The following is an 18,751-nucleotide window of genomic DNA, read 5'->3' as shown; positions in this document are numbered from 1 at the left end:
AGTCGTCAAGTCAACACTAAAAAAATGAAATTCACTTCGTTTTCATTACTTTCTCTTTTAAGAAACGATCTACATATCCTAATATTTTTTTGAAAGAAAACAAAAAACACTACCCCTTCTACGGATAATGTTTTTTACAAAATAGTGCTAATTCGAGCTTTCGCTCTATTACTTAAAATAAGTTGAAAATTTTTCCCAGCACCAATATAAGACAACAAAGATACATCCTCTTCAATCACCATTCCAACAACATTCACTCTCTCATCTTCAGGTAAATCATTTATAACAACTTGCATTTCACCAGCATATCTACCATACAATTCATTATCAATTGTAATACTGCCTCGTTTTCTTGAAATTGTATTCATCGGTTGTAATACAACTTTATTTTCTTCACGCGATTCTACAGAGCGAATTACATCACGCGCTGGATCAAGCCGGTTCGTATGCACCCGTTCTATCAGTTGTACCGCGTGGCTATCATTTATAAATGATTGATACCGCACCGGAATAATTCCACCACTCGCACTCGCGATTTCTTGTACACTTTCTAGACTCCCGCTTATATCTCCAATTAACACTTTATCGACATCACAATCTTGAACAAGCTCTAAATACGCTTCCAGCGGGCGCATATTGCGGTGCTTTTCTAACGTTGGTAAACCTTCATATAATGGGCCACGTTTTTCCCCATCACCCGGAATAAATGCCATCGTTTTTATTCCACACTCATGTAAATATTGATTTTGCTTTTGTAAGAAGGACTTTGCTAGTCCTGTTTCTGGACGCGGGTAAAAATTATGCCACGCTTCTACATTCTCTACTTGTATATTTTCTGCAAGTAACTCTTTCCAAAATGATTCTGTAATCGTACTCGCATTTAAAGCCACTTTCATCTTATGAGATACGCGTGCAATTTCTTTTGGCGCAATGCCGTAGTCCATTCGTAAACCAGTAATGCCCCACTCTAATAATTCTTCCACATTTTCATACGTTATTCCTAAATGGTTTAACGACTTTGGCGACACATCGACCATTAACTCCATTTTATTTTCGAGAGCTTGTTTCCCAAGTATTTGAATTAACTCCTGATACGTATTCGGATTATCTTCTGGAATGTGAAGAGATGTGAAAATAGATGAAAATCCGTTTTCTTTCGCTAGTTTTACCCATGCTTCTTGTTTCTCTACTCGCTCTTTTGAAAGATAAATTGAAACTCCTATCATATAAATCTCTCCTTCTATTAATATAAAAAAAGAGAAAGGAATCCCTTTCTCTATATGTTTTCTGCCATTTCTTCTTTAAAGCCGAAGAAGTACGTAAAGATGAATCCGAAAGTATATGCAACTACTAATCCAAGGAAATATAATAAATATTTATTATCAGCAATTAACGGAATTAATGATAATCCTGATACGCCGATTCCAAGTGCGGCTGTTTTCATAACTGCTTGGAATGCACCACCGACAGCTGCACCTAGACAAGCAGTAAGAAACGGTTTCCCCAGTGGTAATGTAACCCCGTATAATAACGGTTCGCCAATTCCTAAAAAACCAACTGGTAATGCACCTTTAATCACGTTGCGAAGTCGTTTGTTTTTTGTTTTCACATAAATTGCAATCGCTGCTCCTACTTGCCCAGCACCTGCCATCGCGAGTACTGGTAATAAAGGCGTTACGTGAGTTTGATTAATAAATTCCATATGAATCGGTGTTAAACCGTGATGCAATCCGACCATAACGAGAGGTAAAAATGTTCCGGCAAGCACAGCTCCGGCAAATGCTCCACCAATATTTAAGATAGCATTAATTCCGCTTGTAATTCCTTCAGATAAGAAACCTGCAACTGGCTGAATTGCTAACATCGTTACTATACTTACCACTAATACAGTAATGAGTGGTGTCAAGATAATATCAACTGCATTTGGCACTGCTTTTCGAACTTGTCTTTCAACTACAACCATAAGCCATGCTGCAAAAATAACTGCAAATAATCCGCCCCGTCCAGGTACGAGCGCTTCACCGAATAATTTTACATTCGCCATCGCTGGGTTGAAAATTAAAATACCTGCAATTGCCCCAAGAACTGGCGTCCCTCCAAATTCTTTCGCTGTATTCCAGCCGACTAAAATGCCTAAGAATGTAAAGATACCGCCGCCAATTAAAAGTAACATTTGTAGCCATGTAGCATTTGGATCAGCACCAGCATTTTTCGCAAAGTTGGCAACCCCGTTTATAATTCCCGATGCAACAAGACCAGGAATTAACGGAATGAAAATACTTCCTATTTTTCGTAAAAAGTTTTTCACTGGTGTATTATTTTTCTTCTTAATTTCTGACTTCATCTCTTGCCCAAGATCTTCAAGATGATGATCTGCCACTTCACCAATTCTGAGTCCTGTTAAACCTTCCATTTCAGCCGCTACTTTATTTACCGTTCCTGGACCAACGACAACTTGGAGTGTTTCATCTTCAATGACCCCCATAACGCCTTCAACCTTTTTCAAAAGTTCCATGTTCACTTTACTTTCATCATGAAGCGTTAATCGTAACCTCGTCATACAATGAGCAATGCCACGAATATTTTTTACTCCCCCAAGTTGCTCCGTAATCCTACTCGCCATTATCTCTTCTTTCTTCATAACAGAATCCCCCTCCCCAGAGTTTAAAGTGCCTTCTTCACAAATCCTTTCGCACCTTTTAATTTTTCTAGTGCTTCCCCATATTCACACTGTAGTAATATCATAACGATTGCAGCTTTCACATTACGTTCTGCTTTTTCGTAATACTCTGTAGCTACTTCATAACTAGCACCTGTTGCTTCCACAATAATTCGTTTTGAACGTTCTACCAATTTTTCATTTGTCGATTGAACATCTACCATTAAGTTTTTATATACTTTCCCTACACCTATCATAGACGCTGTAGAAATCATATTCAGTACTAACTTCTGCGCTGTCCCAGCCTTCAAACGTGTTGAGCCTGTTAATATTTCTGCGCCTGTCTCCACTTCCACATTTAGTTTTGCATATTTACTTATTTCAGCATTTTTGTTACAAGAAATACTCGCCGTACTCGCTCCCACGCTATTTGCGTATTTCAATCCGCCAATTACATAAGGCGTTCTACCACTTGCTGCAATTCCAATAACCGTATCTTTCTCGTTTAATCCAATACTTCTTAAATCTTCTTCTGCTAACTCTTCACGATCTTCAGCACCTTCTACCGCTTTAGTAAACGCTTTCAATCCACCTGCTATAAATCCCTGCACCATTTTGTCATCTGTACCGAATGTCGGCGGGCACTCCACCGCATCTAAAATGCCTAGACGACCACTCGTACCAGCACCAATATAAATTAATCGTCCATCTTCTTCAAAAGATTTAATAACAATCTGTACAACCTTTTCAATTTCTTCTATTTCATTTTCAACTGCTAACGCAACAGTTCGATCTTCTTGATTCATACTTTGTAAAACTTCTTTTATGCTCATCTCATCTAAATTCATCGTCTTCTCATTACGATGTTCTGTAGATAAATTTTCTAACATGTTGTCACCTTCTTTGAAATTTAATTTCATACTTTTATTATAACTTTAAGAAATTTAAAATCAATATTACTTTCTTATTTTATGAAATTTCATTTCTTTTCATGACAAATTTATGTCCAGCCACAAAAAAAGATGGGTTACCCCATCTTTTTACTTTAACTTCCGTAACCGCAGAGCTTCTTCTCTTGTCTCCATAAATTGATCTATCACATTATTACCAATACGGTTAAAAGTAATAACGTATAAAGCATCAATCATATTCAGCTGAGTCATTCGTGAAGCAATACTTGCAATGCGATGATCTTGCTCTACATCCGGCATACAAAGACGAATGTCTGCCGCTTTATATAAAGGAGATGATTGATCTAGCTTCGTAATCGCAATAACTGTAGCTCCTCGCTTCTTCGCATATTGCGCCATTTCAAGTACATCTTTCGTCCGGCCAGAAGTTGAAATCGCAACAAATATATCACCTTCTTTTAAATTCGTCACAAGCGGTAACATCATATGAAAATCAGATAGCATCATCGCAGTAAATCCAAGCCTAGTAAATTTATAAGCTCCGTCCATCGCCGGTGTAGCTGATCCACCAACACCATAAAATATGATCTTATCAGTATTTACAATACTATCTGCAGCTTTCTCAAGTTCCTTCTTATCTATCGCAGTAACACTCGCCTCAATTGCAGCTTTATTCACATATGTAACTTTATTAAACAAGTCATACGGTCCATCTTCTGTATTCATCACTGAAAAATCGTTAATATTATAATCAACAATTGTTAATTCACGAACGAGCGCTATCTTAAATGCTTTAAAGCTTCCAATACCGATTGTTTTACAAAAACGTACAACACTCGCCTCACTCGATCCCGCATTTGTAGACACTTCTTTTGTCGTTAAATTTGGAACAATCTCTGCGTTCTCCATTATGTACATGGCAACCTTCTTTTCAGCTGGTGAAAATTGATCCATATTATTTTCAATTTTAAATAGTAACGTTGAAGCTTTCACCATTTACCCTCCACTTCTTGCGGCTGCTTTTTATTTCGCATATTCTCCTTCTTCATAGAGATAATAGCCATCATCACCAGGAGGATGAAACACATTTACAGTACGCTCCCCTTTTTGATACACGGTTCTTTCCCCTTCCGTCCACTTCTTTTCCCATCCATTTATCCAAACTGCAAAGTCAGGTAGAAATGCAGTGTATTTATATTCTTGTGGATAACGGCCTTCCACGTGAGAAGAAAAAATAGAAACCGGAAAACCTTTCACTTTTGATTCTTTTCCTATAATAAATGGTAAACACAGTAAAAGGAGCATAACTATACCTATAACCTTCCCCTTCGTAATCTTCACACATTTCTCTCCTCGTCCTTATCATATACGTAGATTTTACCATAATTACAACCTCTTCACGCTACATGACTATTGCTTTTTGCGATAAAAAAAGAGCTTACCTACATAAGATAAGCCCTTTCTCTCTATACAAAATACTTCTTCAAAAGTGGCGGCGTAATAATCGTCGTCAATATAACAACAATGACAATAGCTGTGAAATTTTCTTTCGCTAATAAATTAGCAGTTAATCCATTTGCTGCGATAATAAGCGCTACTTCCCCACGCGACACCATCCCCGCACCAATACTAATAGAAGATTGTAGGTTAAATCCTGTTAGTCTTGCTCCTAAACCTGATCCAATTAACTTTGTAAAAATTGCGATGAGCGTCATAATGATAATGAACCAAAGTTGGCTTCCGATACCTTGAAATGTAATTTCCATTCCAATACTTACGAAGAAAACTGGTACAAATACCGCATACGCAATCGGTTCAATTTTATGTTCCACTTCATGCTTGTACTCGGTTTGAGAAATCGCAATTCCTGCTGCAAAAGCTCCGATAATACCTGCGATTCCCATTTGTTCACTATAATAAGCAAATGAAAAACAAATAATAAGAGCCGCACTAATTAACGCTTCAGACACACGAAGTGGGACAAGCATTTTCATAATCCACGGAACGACTTTCCATGCGATAAAAACAATACTTACAAAGAAAATAATTTTCTTTGCGATGACAAGTGTTATATTCACATCTTGCGTTCCTAAAAAGCTCATTACAAATGCTAATAAAATAACGACTATCACATCATCAAATACAGCCGCTCCTAAAATCGTTGTACTTTCTCTCGTATTCATTTTCCCTAAATCTCTTAACGTTTGCACCGTAATACTAACCGATGTTGCGCAAAGTAATAATCCTAAAAAAATAGCATGGGATTGCATCAATCCGAAAAGCAGTCCCGTTACATATCCACCGATGAAAGGGAAAATAATCCCACCAGCCGCTACTGCAAATGAAGCTTTTAAATTCCGATTTAACTCTTCTATATCTGTTTCGAGTCCCGCCATAAACATAAGTAGCAAAACACCGATCTCGCTAAGCTCATCAATAAGTTCTGAACTATTAATAATACCAAACACAGCAGGACCGATAATAATACCAATGATTAATTTACCAAGTACAGAAGGTTGGCCAAGCCTGACGCTAATATCACCAGCTAATTTCGTACAAAGTAAAATGACAACAAGTTCGAAATAAAATAACATAGCATCTTCTCCTACTATATAAAGTGAAACTTTAATCAGTGGGTTTTTTGTTCATCACCACTGATTATCATCCCTCACCAATCGGGCTTTTACGGACAGCAGGGCTCCCACAAATAGTGGGATAAAGTAAATCTTTTTGTTAACCTGCATCTATTTCTGCACATAGTTTCTCCTTACAACCGCATTTTATTTGTTAAAGTTTTATTTGACAAAATATTCTGAATTATATTAAAATTAATCCAGAAATTTCAAAAAACTATATATCATAACTGTACCTTCATTCACTTACGTACTCTTTTCCAATCGGTTCACACTATTCGCAGTTATGGAAATGAAAAAACGGGGGGAGAGTCCAAAGTGAAATCATTATTACGAAAAAAAGCGCTTAGTACTGAATCACCAAGGCAGCTAGATCGAACATTAACGGCACTCGATTTAATGTTTTTAGGAATTGGCGCCGTAATTGGGACAGGGATTTTTGTATTAACAGGTATTGTAGCGGCGAAACATTCTGGTCCTGGTATTATGCTATCATTCCTTATTGCTGCCTTTACTTGTGCTTGTGTAGCCTTTTGTTATGCTGAATTTGCTTCTTCTATACCTGTCTCAGGAAGCGTGTATACTTACGCATATATGACAGTCGGAGAAGTCGTCGCCTTCATCGTTGGTTGGTGTTTAATGCTCGAGTATTTACTTGCCGTCGCAGCCGTAGCTGTTGGATGGTCTGGTTATTTACAATCATTGCTTCAAGGGTTTAATATACACCTGCCCACCATTATTTCCTCAGCCCCTGGTGTAGGAAAAGGTGGTCTTATCGATTTACCAGCTGTTTGTATTTTACTTCTTATTACTGGCCTTTTAAGTTTTGGTATACGTGAAAGCGCACGCATTAATAATATTATGGTTCTTATAAAGTTAGCTGTTATTATTGCCTTTATCGTAGCGGGTGCAAAATATGTAAAGCCTGAAAATTGGACGCCGTTCATTCCATTCGGATACGACGGTATTATTACTGGAGCAGCCACTGTATTCTTCGCCTTTTTAGGTTTTGATGCAATCGCAACCGCTGCGGAAGAAACGAAAAAACCACAGCGTGATTTACCAATTGGTATTATCGGTTCCCTTCTTATTTGTACTGTTTTATACATGATCGTATCTTTCGTTTTAACAGGTATGGTTCCTTATACGCAATTAGACGTTTCTGATCCAGTTGCATTTGCTCTACATTTCGTTGGTGAAGATACAATTGCAGGGCTACTCGCTGTTGGTGCAATGACAGGAATGACAACTGTTCTTTTAGTCGTTATGTATGGACAAGTTCGTGTTTCTTATGCAATGAGCCGAGACGGCTTACTTCCAAAAGCGTTAGCACGTGTAAATAAAAGAGTCAAAATCCCTTTACTGAACACATGGATTACTGGTGTTGTTGCAGCTTTATTAGCAGGACTTTTAGACTTACATTTACTAGCGAATTTAGTGAACATCGGTACGTTAACAGCCTTCACATTCGTTTGCTGCGCCGTACTTATTTTACGAAAAACACATCCTGACTTAAAACGCGGATTCCGCACACCTTTCGTACCCGTATTACCAATTGTTGCGATTCTTTGCTGTTTATATTTAATGATTAATTTGTCTAAAACGACATGGATCAGCTTTGCAATCTGGCTTATAGTCGGTTTATGCGTCTACTTCTTCTACTCTAGAAAACATAGTCATTTAGCTACTGAAAAAACAGGTGATGAGAAGAAAGAAGCATAAAAAATAGCTCGCCTATAATAAAGGCGAGCTATTTTCATGTTCTATTATGTTTTTTCGTTAACGATTGTAAAACGAAAAGTATACCAATGCAAGTTAGTACATAACCTACATTGGTATACTTATTCTCCCTTACTTCGTTTCTTTCTTTTTCTTTCTCCACGCGTTTACACTATCAAAGAAAAAGTTAATAAATAGCGTTCCTAATCCCGCTAATAAAAATGTCATTAAAAATAAAACCCATATACTTTTATCTTTTAATAAATAATATCCTACAAGGAGCACAACCGCGATCCATACATATTCAAGAATTCTTTTTAGCTTTTTCTGTTCCAACTTATTCGCTCCCTTTTTCTATGCTATTTTTAGTATAACAAAAAAGAAGCCTATCATGATAAGCTTCTTTTTCTTATACCTTACTTGTTGATACTTTTTTCAACCAGTGAAATAGCATTCTCTAACGTACGATTCATTGATTCTACATACTCATCTTTTACCTTTTTATCTTTTAACACAGCTTCTGCAACAGTGATTTTTTGACTTAATGATTTAACTGAACCGTCTGTTACATTGGCAGCTTGCGCTTTCTTTACGACAGCTTTAGCAGATTCAATATTGATTTGTAATTTTTCTTTCGGTGTTTTTGGCTGTTCTTCTGCCACTTTTGATTGTACAAATGTTTGGTTTGCTGTTTTTAATTCATTATAAATTTCAACAACTTGCTCACCTGTACTTGTCATATTCCCAAACACTTTCTTAGCATTGTCATAGTTTTTTTGTAATTCTTTGAAAGCTTCTTGTGAATATTGGCCTGGTTTTTCACCAAATTCATAAGTACCTGCCAATACTTCTTTTACTTTTCCAATCTCTTCATATAACGTATTTACTTGCTCTAATTTTGTACGATTAGAAAACTCGTTATATGCTGCTAATACTTCTGAAGAACTTAATGCTTTACTATATAATTTTGCTAACGCAATTTGTCCATTTAACGGAATACCGCCATTTCCATTGCTATCTGGATCTGCTCCAAGTGCGAATGGAACGTTCGGATGATACACTTTCCCATTAGCTGGCTGGCTATTTACTTTTTTACCATCTACATAAATTGCTACTTCACTTCCGTTATACGTTCCAGTTAAGTGATATGTTTTATTTGCTTCTAACTGAACGCCAACACGTTTATAACTTCCGCCAATATGAGCCCATAATTCTACATATCCACTTCCTGTAGACTCAAAACCAATTCCACCGCTCTCTGTATTTTGCAAGATACCTTGTCCACGAATTTCATTCATTGAAAATACAGTTTCTAACGTAAATGAATTCGCTACTTTTTCTTTTTGTGCTGCTGAAAATGGAAGGTACCCGAATGTATTTGCTTTTCCATTTAATTTCATTACATTTGTTTTCAGAGCTTTATCATATTCAATAGATACATTCCCTTTCACATCACCTTTTGTTCCAAACGGTGAGTTGTCTTTAAATGTACCATCTAAGAAATTCACATCAAAAACGTCTGCCTTTGGCACTTTTACATTCGGATCAATATTATCTTTTTTCGTTGTGATTTCTGCAGTTAACGGCTGTGCGCTTTCATTGCCAAACGAATCAATCGCAACTACTTCAAGTGTATATGATTTCCCGCCATCTAATCCTGCAAGTGTAAATGTAAGTTCTTTCGGCACTGGATCACGATAAAACTCTGAGAATGCTAACAGTTTGTTTTTAATTTCTCCTGTTTGTTTATCCTTCGCTTGTACACGATAAGAATGAACAAGAAGGTTGTCCACCGCTTGCGGGAATGTTACTGTTGCTGCGTTTTCCGTTACATTTGATACTGACAATTTCGCATCTTTCGCAAAAGATGGCTTTTCTTTATCACGATCTTCTACATGCGTAAATGTTTCTTTCTTTGATGGCAGCTGAATTTTCCATGGCTCGCCTGTCCAAGAATTTGTATGGAAATCACGGCGATTAATTGTTACTTCTTTATCATCCACTTCTACTAATAAACCTTGACTTAATGCACGAGATTCTGAAGGGATATTCCCTTGCACTTTACCACCTTCAACTTCCATATAACTTACAGAAGATGTACCAACTGATGTAAAGTCTTTTTGATGAATCGATCTTGGATCATCTAACGGGTAATGCGAATGACCTGAGAACGTAATTACTTGTGGATATTCTTTTAATACCGCATTAATTTTTGCACTATCTTGTGTTCCCCATTCTTGGCTACCGTACACTGTATCTTTAATATGTTGATGTAAAAACACAAAAATCGGTTTTTCCGGATCATCTTTTTGTGCCTTTGCCATTTCTTCTTTTAACCAATTAATTTGCTTGTCCGAATAATATCCATGTGTTGTTCCATTCTCTGGAGACATTACGATAAAATGATAGCCTTTTACCACATTATGATAATAAATTGATTCCATTCCTGTCTTTTCTAAGAAACGCTTCTGCGCTCCCTCTACAGATAAACCGTTCCAATAATCATGATTACCGAGAGAATTCATTCGTACCGCATCTTTATTTGCATTGTCATTATACACTTGCATGAAACGATCATATTGTTTTACTGATCCTGTATCCGTGAAATCACCTACAATGACAAATGCATCTTGCTTTGGTGCAATTGAATTCAATTGCTCAATCGCTCGTTTCCAGCGGAACATACCATCCGTTTCAATATCTTTAATATGCACATCACTTACAACTGGGAAAATAATTTTCTTCTCACTTGGTACCTTTTCTTGCTTTTTCTCTTCCGCTTTGACTGATGTACTCCACGGAAATGATACGAATGCTAATACAAAAACCATTAATAATCCAATAAGACCTTTTACTTTTTGTAAAACAGTTCTGTCCACGTGAATCCTCCTCATAATAATTGATTCATTACAAGGGCTATTTTATCTAAAACATATTAATGTCGTTTAAATAACAAATAAATTTTATTAGATTTTTGTAAATATACAGTTAATTACTAGTTAAGTCCAACATTCCTCGTACTATTGTATACAACCACCTTTTGTCTAAAAGAGTCTGATCATTCTTTTCCTATGACTATTCACATATAATCTTTTCTATAACACTAATGATAAGTTAAGGTTTAAGCCTATTAGACAATCTTAATTTTAAAAATTTTCTTCTTTTCTTAACACATCGGCCATGCTTCTACATTTAATAGTAGTAAAAGACAACTTAAAAAGGAGGGGTTGTATTGAAGAACAAAAAAAATATTGGCTGTTTCGCTCCTTTATCTATCATTTGCCCAGACCCTTGTCCACCGCCCCCTCCTCCAAATCCAAGTTGTGAGCGAGTAACAAATGAATTTGCAGGGAATTTCCTCATAACTAACAACACCATTCCCTCTATCAAAGATGCACTACAATCAATGATACTGTGGCAAAGTGATGGGATACTACTTATATCAGGTACTGTCTCGGTTTACAATAGTACTAGCAGCACAGAGGCAATTACAATTGAAATCGTTGGAGCAGTAACTAATATTTTCACTGTCTTTCCTGGCAATACTATATCTTACACAGGAAAAGACTTACAATCTGTCAGTATTATTAATATACAAAGTGATCCTTCACTATATTTAGAAGGCAAGTACTGTTGCCAATTTACATGTTGCTTATAGAATACCAATTTCATTACTTTCTCAATTTAAAAAAGCATACCATTTACGGTATGCTTTTTTATGAAATCGGATAACGTACAGTAATACAAAACTCTCCTTGATTAACAGTCGTTCCCGTCGTTGTAATTCGAACAGTAGTAAAGTGCCTCACTGTGAAAGTACCACTACTTTGCGGTTGTACAGTAATCGTATCAACTACTGTAGTACCTACTAAAAAATCCACTGTAATCGGGTTCGCACCTACGTCATATTTAACGTAACCTGAACCGTATATTTCTTGTGTAAGATTATTCATATATACAATTTGAGTACCAGCACCTGTAATAGACCAGTCTGTACATACTTGATCTTGTACAAGCGTTTTATTCGAACAACAAGACAAACTGGAACTTCTCATTCCCATTTCGATCTCCTCCTATTCTACTATGAAAGTGGATAACGTGTTGTAATACAAAATTCTCCTTGATACGTTCCAGCAGGTGTTGCAGGTAACACAACTTGTATACTATCAAAGCGGCGATACGTAAAAGCAATACTCGTTCCTGGGTTTAATGTTTGTGTATCAATTATAGCCCCAGCAGAATCCAGTGCTTCTACAGTAATCGGACCTGGTCCAACATCATATTTAACAAAACCAGTACCCACTACGTTTTGGTTAATATTATTTGTATAGAGAACATTATCAATTGCTGCCGCAACTACAGTAGCAGACCACGGACTACACACTTTATCTTGCACATAATTTTTATCTGGACAGCAAGTTAATGCTGACCCTGAGCACTCACAAGACATAGTTGTTTCCCCTCTCTCTTTTATATTCCCTATATGTGTATGTCCTTCAGAGTCTTTTGCCTGTACTATTCATCTATTTTCAAAAATAATCACATCGTAATTTAAAGTAAAACTCCCACCTCAAAACTTTGCTTTACAGCTAAGTTTTGAGGTGGGAATCTTACTGCCCGCAAATAGTGAAATAAACTAAATAGATTCAGTTTTGTTTCGTTTTTTCATAAATTTATAGATTAATATACCACCTACAACAATAACCACAACTAGTAATATAGGTAACATATATTGTCCAACAACATCCGCTGCTTTTTCCCAATGCGGTCCTAATTTCATTCCAAAATAAACATACAAAGTCGTTAACGGGAACATTGCTACAAATGTATATATGCTAAATTTCCATATGTTCATTTTTGCCATACCACACGGTACAGAAATAAGTGTTCGAACTCCCGGTACAAAACGTCCAACAAACGCTACAACTGGCCCATATTTCTCAAAGAAATCATCTGCTTTTTGAATTTGTTCTTCTTTAATAAAGAAGTATTTCCCATACTTCACTAATATAGGGCGCCCTCCGTAATAACCGAGCGCGTATAAAGTTAATGGCCCTGTCGTTCCACCAAGTGTTCCAGCTAATACAGCAAGCCAAAAATTCATATCACCCTCATATACCCAATATCCAACCATAGGCAAAACTACCTCTGCTGGAATAAACTCAAACGTTAACGCTAGCATAACTCCAAAATAAGAAAACTGCTTTAAATACTCAATTATATCTAAAATAATTTGCTCCATACTTTTAACTCCTATCCTACATTCATATTATGCTTCTCTTGTAATTGCACTGGTGCCATTTTTACAATTCGGTTCAAAATGAATAACACAATTCCAATATCATCTAGAATACCGATAAATGGTAAGAAATCTGGAATTAAATCGAGCGGCATCGCGACATAACCAACTAAAAAAGCAATAGATAAAATTTTCTTCTTTATTGAAACCTCTTTTGAAGTGAAAAAGTCAAATAGAAATGGAACAAAACGGCGGACATGAAATACAACTCTTAATCTACTAATAAGTTTTTTCATTTTTATATCTCCTCTCTTTGTATACAAAAAGGACCCTACCAAATATGGTAAGGGTCCTAAAAAAGACAATAAGGGGCCTTTACCATTGCTGGTAAAGGTCTCACTAACAACGAAATGTTGCCAATAAAGCCGAGGGTTTCTCCCTGTAATGACGACTTTACTGTAATAAGTTACTCCCCTTTAGATACACAATTTTATACAATCACATTAAAATATTTGGAGGGGCTTGTCAATATTTTTTTCATCCACCATTCAGGTTATTACACTATAAATAATACTATGCTGTATTCTCCACTGAAACAATTTGGACCTTAAAACGATCTGGATCATAGAAAGTTACCCTTATTTCTTCACCACATCGTTCTTCTAAAAATGCTACTTGATAAAATTCTAACTTTTTCTTTATCCGCTCAATATTTGTAGTTCTTAAAAATATTTCCTTCACTGATGATGTGACGGTCTCTCTATATTCTCCCAGTCCCCTGTTTACAACAAAACAAATTCTCGTTGAACCAATATCATACCAAACACCTGTTACACGTAATTGTGGTCTTTCCTTGCTTGGCTTAAAGCCTAGAATCCCTTCGTAAAAGTATAATGTTTCCTTTAAATTTTTAGATTCTAATACAATGCATGTTGTAATCCTTTCCATCCGCACTCCTCCTGTCTCTATTAGTTTTCTATATGTGTCATAAATCTTAATTATGTACGAATACAATACGTAGTGATGAATATTTCATTAATAAAGGAGGCGTGTAACATGGATAAATACATGAAATCCTACATACCTTATCATGGCCCAAACGATCCTTGCCCTCCAATTGGGAAAAAATATTACTCAACTCCCCCCCACTTATATATGGGCTTTCAACCAGCTAATTTACCCCAATTCCCACCAAAAGAAGCTTTAAGAAAAGGGACTCTATGGCCTGCATTTTATGATTTTTATGAAAATCCTTACAAAAAAGGACGGTGAATAAAAACGTGACACAAACATTGCCTGATGAATATTACAAATGGATTGAAGAACTGCAAGAACTAGACTTTGTCTTAGTTGAACTTACCCTCTATTTAGATACGCATCCCGACGATACTGCCGCTATAAATCAATTCAATGATTTTTCTTATAAACGAAGAGTACTACAACAAAAAATTGAAGAAAAATACGGGCCACTTCAGCAGTTTGGAAATAGTTATTCTAACGCTCCATGGGAATGGAGCAAAGGACCGTGGCCATGGCAAATATAAAGGAGAGAAACTATGTGGATTTATGAAAAGAAATTACAATATCCTGTTAAAGTAAGTACTTGTAATCCAGCACTCGCAAGATTATTAGTTGAACAATATGGTGGTGCGGATGGTGAATTAGCCGCTGCTCTTCGCTACTTAAATCAGCGTTACACGATTCCTGACAAAGTCGTTGGCTTACTAACTGATATCGGTACAGAAGAATTCGCACACCTAGAAATGATTGCTACAATGATTTATAAATTAACAAAAGATGCAACACCTGAACAAATGAAAGCTGCTGGATTAGACGCACAGTACGCTAATCATGATAGCGCTTTGTTTTATCATAATGCTGGTGGCGTTCCTTTTACTGCTACTTATATTCAAGCAAAAGGAGATCCTATCGCAGATTTATATGAAGATATTGCTGCTGAAGAAAAAGCAAGAGCAACTTATCAATGGCTAATTGATTTATCTGACGATCCCGACATAAATGATAGCTTGCGCTTTTTACGTGAACGAGAAATTGTCCATTCACAACGTTTCCGAGAAGCAGTTGAAATTTTAAAAGAAGAACGCGATCGAAAAATTTATTTTTAATACACGTATCCTGGCGATATGTGTTTTTTACGTTTAAAGTTAAATCCTTCCTAATTAACATATAAATAGTATATTTATTCAATTTAGTGCATTATTTTCTAATATTTTTAAAATTCCCTATTGCTTTCTAGTCATCAGACCTTTAAAATAATAACAGTTACTCGACAAATTATTTGAATTTTCGACAAAAACACTCATTAGGAGGATTTTCTTTATATGCGTACAACTTTAAAACCAGCGCAAATACTTTCGATTAGTTTATTACTATTCGCAGTTTTCTTCGGTGCTGGTAATATGATTTTCCCGCCCCTTCTTGGTCTTTCTTCCGGAGAAAACATGTGGGTTTCCATTACAGGATTTATTATTACAGACGTCGGTTTATCTTTACTAGCTATCGTTGCTGTTGCCCTTGCTGGTGGTAGTTTCAACACTTTAGCAAGCCGTGTTCATCCAAAATTCGCAGCAGTATTCGCTATCATTATTTATCTTTCAATCGGCCCACTATTTGTTATTCCACGAACTGGATCTGTATCTTACGAAATTGGGATCGCACCACTTTTCCCAGATCAATGGTACTCTATGTTAGTCTTTAGTGCGATTTTCTTTACAGTCGTCTACTTCTTATCATTAAATCCATCCAAATTAGTAGATCATATCGGTAAAATATTAACGCCAATTTTACTTTTAATTATTGCAATTATGGCAACAAAAGCAATTCTTTCACCAGGATCATTCACAGAACCTATCGGTGACTATAAAGAAATTCCATTTTTCAAAGGATTTCTCGAAGGCTTTTTAACATTAGATGCAATCGGTGCTCTCGTATTATCAACAATTGTTGTAAATGCCATTCGCCAAAACGGTATACAAGATAAAAAGTCCATTGCGAAATATACAATTATTTGTGGAAGCATTGCTGCTCTTTTCTTAACAATTGTTTATTTCTTACTCGGTTATATCGGCGCTTCAAACGGAAACTTAGGGCAATTTGAAAACGGTGGTCAGCTACTAGCAGTTATTATGTACCAATTCTTTGGGACAAGCGGTAATGTTTTATTAAGTATCGCAATTATCTTCGCTTGTTTAACGACTGCAATCGGTGTTGTAAGTGCATTCGCCAACTATTTCACAACAATCCTAACAAACGTTTCATACAAGAAGCTTGTACTATACGTTTGTATCTTTAGCTTCGTTATTTCAAACTTAGGATTAAGTTTATTAATTAAAATTACATTACCTGTATTAATTATTTTATATCCAATTACAATCATTTTAATTTTCGTATCATTTATTGATAAATATACGAAACGTAAACCTTCCGTCTATATCGGAGCGATGATCGCGGCATTCCTTATTAGCAGTATTCATGCACTTGATAATGTGGGAATGATACCAAGTTTTATCGCTAATATCGTACACACAATTCCTTTGTACAACTTAGGAATCGGTTGGATCGTTCCAGCAATAATCGGTGGTATAATCGGATACTTTATTCCGCAAACAGCAGCTGAAGGTGAAGTTTCTACAAAATAAAGAAAAGAAGCAAGCATTGATTATGCTTGCTTCTTTTTTATTTTCACATCGTATGTTTAAACGTAAACAACTCTTCTTTTGACTGTACAGCAGATTGCTCCTCTTCTACATCTGTCTTCTTTATCTCTCCGCCTAACCTTACTTTCATCATCGCTTCTTCTATACTTTTCACAATCATATTTCCTGAAAAAATAGTAAGCCCGAAAAATGTAATTGGGACAAGAGGAATCCATGGATGCACTGTTAATGATCTAAAATAGACTCCTATTAAACCTGACCATTCATGTGTGTAAGAGTCTACTTCTTCTACCGGTCCTAAAAACTTAACAGTTCCTCCAAAGAACACTTCCAGTAACCCTAAGTGCAGTAAAATAGTAAGAGTCTGCGTAAACTGTTGAAGAAATACAAGTATAAACGTCATATAGAGATGCGGAAAAAGATGCTTTATAACAATATGTCTTCTCGATCCACCTAATATGCGCGCGGCATCAATAAATTCTTCCGTTTGTAATTTACGAACTTCCTTCGCAACATACAGTGCAATAACTGGCATCGCAAGCATTACAAGTAATACAACTTGAAACGAGGCTCTTTCAAAAAAAGTTGTTGTTTCCTCTCCACTTCCAAAGGTATTCACAGATTGAAGAAAGAAATACGCAATCATAACTGTCGGAATGACGGTAAAACTATCAAAAAAAGCTTCAATCTTTGAAAATCCTCTTTTTATGTATGTTCCGAGTACAACTCCGAAAAACACACCCATTACCATTCTAAGTAATGCGATTAAAAGCGATATTCCAATCGTCCACTTCGCGCCTTCAACGACTAAATGTAACAGGTCGTATCCTTTCCGGTCTGTCCCGAGTAAAAATTGTAATGAAGGTGAAAACGGTGGCACTTCTGGATTTCCAGCCGCATCATATTGCAGTGTAACTTTTTTAATCTGTCCATCATTCCATATCGTATTTCCGATGCTCAAAAGAACTAATATGAGAAGAAACCCAATGCTTATCCAAAATCTTTTATCGCGTTTTATATACGTCCACATATTATAATCTCTCCTTCATCGCAGCTGGAATGAGATAATGAAACAATTTAAATAAAATAAAAATCGGAATATAAATAAGCAGCACACTAACGATGAAAACCTCAACCCTAATACCCTCATACGATTTCAAAAACATAAAAATACCACCCGTATTAAAAATCCATTCTATAATATATAAATTAGATAACATAAAAAAAACATTCGTTTTCGCAAAGAAAAGTGTACTAAGCAACACATTTCGTAAAATATGACGATTTAAAATATGAAAGCGATCCAGCCCCTTCGCCTTAGCAAATAGTACATAATCTTTTTCTAGCTCATTTTCAAAACGAAGCACTAACATTTTTACAAACATAATCGTAGTCGGTATACTCAAACAAAATATTGGCAATCCTCTAATCGACTCGCCTCCAATTGACGCAATTTGAAAAGGTAAAAAACCTGTTTGTTTAAAAAACCATATAACTAAAATTTGTGATCCTAAAATAAGAAGAATGTCTGGAATGGATTCTAGGAAGATGAGAAATGATTTAATTCGATGTTGTATACGAGGTGAACTACTCATAATCATATAAACGATACAAAATGCTACAAATAATGAAATGAAAAAAGCGGCCAAAAAAATAACCATTGTTTCTTTATAATGGACAAACAACTGTGGAAATAAAAATTTATCTCTCACATATTGCAAATTGGAGATATCCACTAAGTTCGCAAATACTTCTTTTAAACTCTTTATGTACTTTGATGCATTCAGCTCAAATCCATAAAATAATTTCGGCAGTGCCCCTAAACAAATAATACCCAAAATCGAAATAATAAATTGAATCGTCACTTCCATCCCATTCAAAAAAACTTTTTTGATCATTTTCTCCCTTCTCTC

21 protein-coding genes are annotated in these 18,751 nt (G+C 36.0%); 6 read left to right on the top strand and 15 right to left on the bottom strand.

The features are described 5' to 3' along the window. Positions 1–134: 134 nt before the first annotated feature. From QUF93_RS06600 to QUF93_RS06575, 6 genes are all read right to left on the bottom strand, one after another. Positions 135–1,226 (bottom strand): DUF871 domain-containing protein, encoded by a 1,092-nt coding sequence (locus QUF93_RS06600; RefSeq protein ID WP_289358215.1) that lies wholly within the window; start codon positions 1,224–1,226, stop codon positions 135–137. Between the two features lie 50 nt (positions 1,227–1,276). After that, positions 1,277–2,641: a PTS transporter subunit EIIC gene (locus QUF93_RS06595; protein ID WP_002116456.1), complete on the bottom strand. Its 1,365-nt coding sequence runs from the start codon at positions 2,639–2,641 to the stop codon at positions 1,277–1,279. Positions 2,642–2,664: 23 nt separating this feature from the next. After that, positions 2,665–3,549: an N-acetylmuramic acid 6-phosphate etherase gene (murQ, locus tag QUF93_RS06590; protein WP_289358214.1), complete on the bottom strand. Its 885-nt coding sequence runs from the start codon at positions 3,547–3,549 to the stop codon at positions 2,665–2,667. A gap of 150 nt (positions 3,550–3,699) precedes the next feature. Beyond that, positions 3,700–4,563 (bottom strand): MurR/RpiR family transcriptional regulator, encoded by an 864-nt coding sequence (locus QUF93_RS06585; protein WP_289358213.1) that lies wholly within the window; start codon positions 4,561–4,563, stop codon positions 3,700–3,702. 30 nt (positions 4,564–4,593) lie between these two features. Continuing rightward, positions 4,594–4,911: an outer surface protein gene (locus tag QUF93_RS06580; RefSeq protein ID WP_289358212.1), complete on the bottom strand. Its 318-nt coding sequence runs from the start codon at positions 4,909–4,911 to the stop codon at positions 4,594–4,596. 125 nt (positions 4,912–5,036) lie between these two features. Further along, the gene (locus tag QUF93_RS06575) at positions 5,037–6,164 is read right to left on the bottom strand and encodes a cation:proton antiporter (protein ID WP_289358211.1); all 1,128 of its coding nucleotides are present in this window, start codon (positions 6,162–6,164) and stop codon (positions 5,037–5,039) included. A 357-nt stretch (positions 6,165–6,521) separates the two neighbouring features. Here QUF93_RS06575 and bcaP point away from each other — a divergent pair, with 357 nt between their 5' ends. Next, positions 6,522–7,925 carry a branched-chain amino acid transporter BcaP gene (bcaP, locus tag QUF93_RS06570; protein WP_002116448.1) on the top strand — a complete coding sequence of 468 codons (1,404 nt, stop codon included), beginning with the start codon at positions 6,522–6,524 and terminating at the stop codon, positions 7,923–7,925. 129 nt (positions 7,926–8,054) lie between these two features. On the opposite strand, the gene QUF93_RS06565 is transcribed toward bcaP, so the two are convergent. Then, positions 8,055–8,258 carry a hypothetical protein gene (locus QUF93_RS06565; RefSeq protein WP_002116445.1) on the bottom strand — a complete coding sequence of 68 codons (204 nt, stop codon included), beginning with the start codon at positions 8,256–8,258 and terminating at the stop codon, positions 8,055–8,057. Positions 8,259–8,338: 80 nt separating this feature from the next. Further along, a complete protein-coding gene (locus tag QUF93_RS06560; protein ID WP_289358210.1) occupies positions 8,339–10,801 on the bottom strand; it encodes a LamG-like jellyroll fold domain-containing protein in 2,463 nt (820 codons plus the stop codon). Positions 10,802–11,154: 353 nt separating this feature from the next. On the opposite strand from QUF93_RS06560, the gene QUF93_RS06555 reads away from it, so the two are divergent. Continuing rightward, on the top strand, positions 11,155–11,580 hold the full coding sequence (locus QUF93_RS06555; RefSeq protein WP_289358209.1) for an S-Ena type endospore appendage: 426 nt from the start codon (positions 11,155–11,157) through the stop codon (positions 11,578–11,580). A gap of 58 nt (positions 11,581–11,638) precedes the next feature. On the opposite strand, the gene QUF93_RS06550 is transcribed toward QUF93_RS06555, so the two are convergent. The 5 genes from QUF93_RS06550 to QUF93_RS06530 all read right to left on the bottom strand — a co-directional run bounded on the left by QUF93_RS06550 (position 11,639) and on the right by QUF93_RS06530 (position 14,109). After that, positions 11,639–11,983: a DUF3992 domain-containing protein gene (locus tag QUF93_RS06550; RefSeq protein WP_289358208.1), complete on the bottom strand. Its 345-nt coding sequence runs from the start codon at positions 11,981–11,983 to the stop codon at positions 11,639–11,641. A gap of 20 nt (positions 11,984–12,003) precedes the next feature. After that, a complete protein-coding gene (locus QUF93_RS06545) occupies positions 12,004–12,372 on the bottom strand; it encodes a DUF3992 domain-containing protein (RefSeq protein ID WP_289375238.1) in 369 nt (122 codons plus the stop codon). 186 nt (positions 12,373–12,558) lie between these two features. Continuing rightward, positions 12,559–13,164, bottom strand: coding sequence for a DedA family protein (locus tag QUF93_RS06540; protein WP_289358206.1), 606 nt, complete (start codon positions 13,162–13,164; stop codon positions 12,559–12,561). Between the two features lie 11 nt (positions 13,165–13,175). Further along, on the bottom strand, positions 13,176–13,457 hold the full coding sequence (locus QUF93_RS06535; protein ID WP_002116431.1) for a YkvA family protein: 282 nt from the start codon (positions 13,455–13,457) through the stop codon (positions 13,176–13,178). Between the two features lie 277 nt (positions 13,458–13,734). Continuing rightward, complete coding sequence (locus QUF93_RS06530; protein ID WP_289358205.1) at positions 13,735–14,109, bottom strand: VOC family protein; 375 nt, start codon at positions 14,107–14,109, stop codon at positions 13,735–13,737. 108 nt (positions 14,110–14,217) lie between these two features. Here QUF93_RS06530 and QUF93_RS06525 point away from each other — a divergent pair, with 108 nt between their 5' ends. From QUF93_RS06525 to brnQ2, 4 genes are all read left to right on the top strand, one after another. Beyond that, positions 14,218–14,433, top strand: a complete 216-nt coding sequence (locus QUF93_RS06525; RefSeq protein WP_289358204.1) for a spore coat associated protein CotJA — start codon at positions 14,218–14,220, stop codon at positions 14,431–14,433. An 8-nt stretch (positions 14,434–14,441) separates the two neighbouring features. Beyond that, positions 14,442–14,705, top strand: coding sequence for a spore coat protein CotJB (locus tag QUF93_RS06520; RefSeq protein WP_136699588.1), 264 nt, complete (start codon positions 14,442–14,444; stop codon positions 14,703–14,705). Between the two features lie 12 nt (positions 14,706–14,717). After that, a complete protein-coding gene (gene cotJC / locus QUF93_RS06515) occupies positions 14,718–15,287 on the top strand; it encodes a spore coat protein CotJC (protein ID WP_016089202.1) in 570 nt (189 codons plus the stop codon). A 216-nt stretch (positions 15,288–15,503) separates the two neighbouring features. Further along, a complete protein-coding gene (gene brnQ2, locus QUF93_RS06510) occupies positions 15,504–16,820 on the top strand; it encodes a branched-chain amino acid transport system II carrier protein BrnQ2 (RefSeq protein WP_289358203.1) in 1,317 nt (438 codons plus the stop codon). A gap of 43 nt (positions 16,821–16,863) precedes the next feature. Here brnQ2 and QUF93_RS06505 read toward each other — a convergent pair whose 3' ends face one another. Next, positions 16,864–17,868: an ABC transporter permease gene (locus QUF93_RS06505; protein WP_289358202.1), complete on the bottom strand. Its 1,005-nt coding sequence runs from the start codon at positions 17,866–17,868 to the stop codon at positions 16,864–16,866. A gap of 1 nt (position 17,869) precedes the next feature. Continuing rightward, positions 17,870–18,736: an ABC transporter permease subunit gene (locus QUF93_RS06500; RefSeq protein WP_088057613.1), complete on the bottom strand. Its 867-nt coding sequence runs from the start codon at positions 18,734–18,736 to the stop codon at positions 17,870–17,872. Positions 18,737–18,751: the final 15 nt, after the last annotated feature.

Origin of the sequence: Bacillus hominis, from assembly GCF_030348325.1 — a bacterium.
Lineage (GTDB): Bacteria > Bacillota > Bacilli > Bacillales > Bacillaceae_G > Bacillus_A > Bacillus_A hominis.
This window is presented reverse-complemented; position numbering and strand designations above follow the sequence as displayed.

Coding starts and splice junctions, on each gene's coding strand:
- brnQ2 (WP_289358203.1), top strand. CDS start 15,504: ATGCGTACAACTTTAAAACCAGCGCAAATACTTTCGATTAGTTTATTA.
- QUF93_RS06550 (WP_289358208.1), bottom strand. CDS start 11,983: ATGGGAATGAGAAGTTCCAGTTTGTCTTGTTGTTCGAATAAAACGCTT.
- QUF93_RS06545 (WP_289375238.1), bottom strand. CDS start 12,372: ATGTCTTGTGAGTGCTCAGGGTCAGCATTAACTTGCTGTCCAGATAAA.
- QUF93_RS06540 (WP_289358206.1), bottom strand. CDS start 13,164: ATGGAGCAAATTATTTTAGATATAATTGAGTATTTAAAGCAGTTTTCT.
- QUF93_RS06595 (WP_002116456.1), bottom strand. CDS start 2,641: ATGAAGAAAGAAGAGATAATGGCGAGTAGGATTACGGAGCAACTTGGG.
- cotJC (WP_016089202.1), top strand. CDS start 14,718: ATGTGGATTTATGAAAAGAAATTACAATATCCTGTTAAAGTAAGTACT.
- QUF93_RS06600 (WP_289358215.1), bottom strand. CDS start 1,226: ATGATAGGAGTTTCAATTTATCTTTCAAAAGAGCGAGTAGAGAAACAA.
- murQ (WP_289358214.1), bottom strand. CDS start 3,549: ATGTTAGAAAATTTATCTACAGAACATCGTAATGAGAAGACGATGAAT.
- QUF93_RS06535 (WP_002116431.1), bottom strand. CDS start 13,457: ATGAAAAAACTTATTAGTAGATTAAGAGTTGTATTTCATGTCCGCCGT.
- QUF93_RS06575 (WP_289358211.1), bottom strand. CDS start 6,164: ATGTTATTTTATTTCGAACTTGTTGTCATTTTACTTTGTACGAAATTA.
- QUF93_RS06525 (WP_289358204.1), top strand. CDS start 14,218: ATGGATAAATACATGAAATCCTACATACCTTATCATGGCCCAAACGAT.
- QUF93_RS06505 (WP_289358202.1), bottom strand. CDS start 17,868: ATGTGGACGTATATAAAACGCGATAAAAGATTTTGGATAAGCATTGGG.
- QUF93_RS06530 (WP_289358205.1), bottom strand. CDS start 14,109: ATGGAAAGGATTACAACATGCATTGTATTAGAATCTAAAAATTTAAAG.
- QUF93_RS06500 (WP_088057613.1), bottom strand. CDS start 18,736: ATGATCAAAAAAGTTTTTTTGAATGGGATGGAAGTGACGATTCAATTT.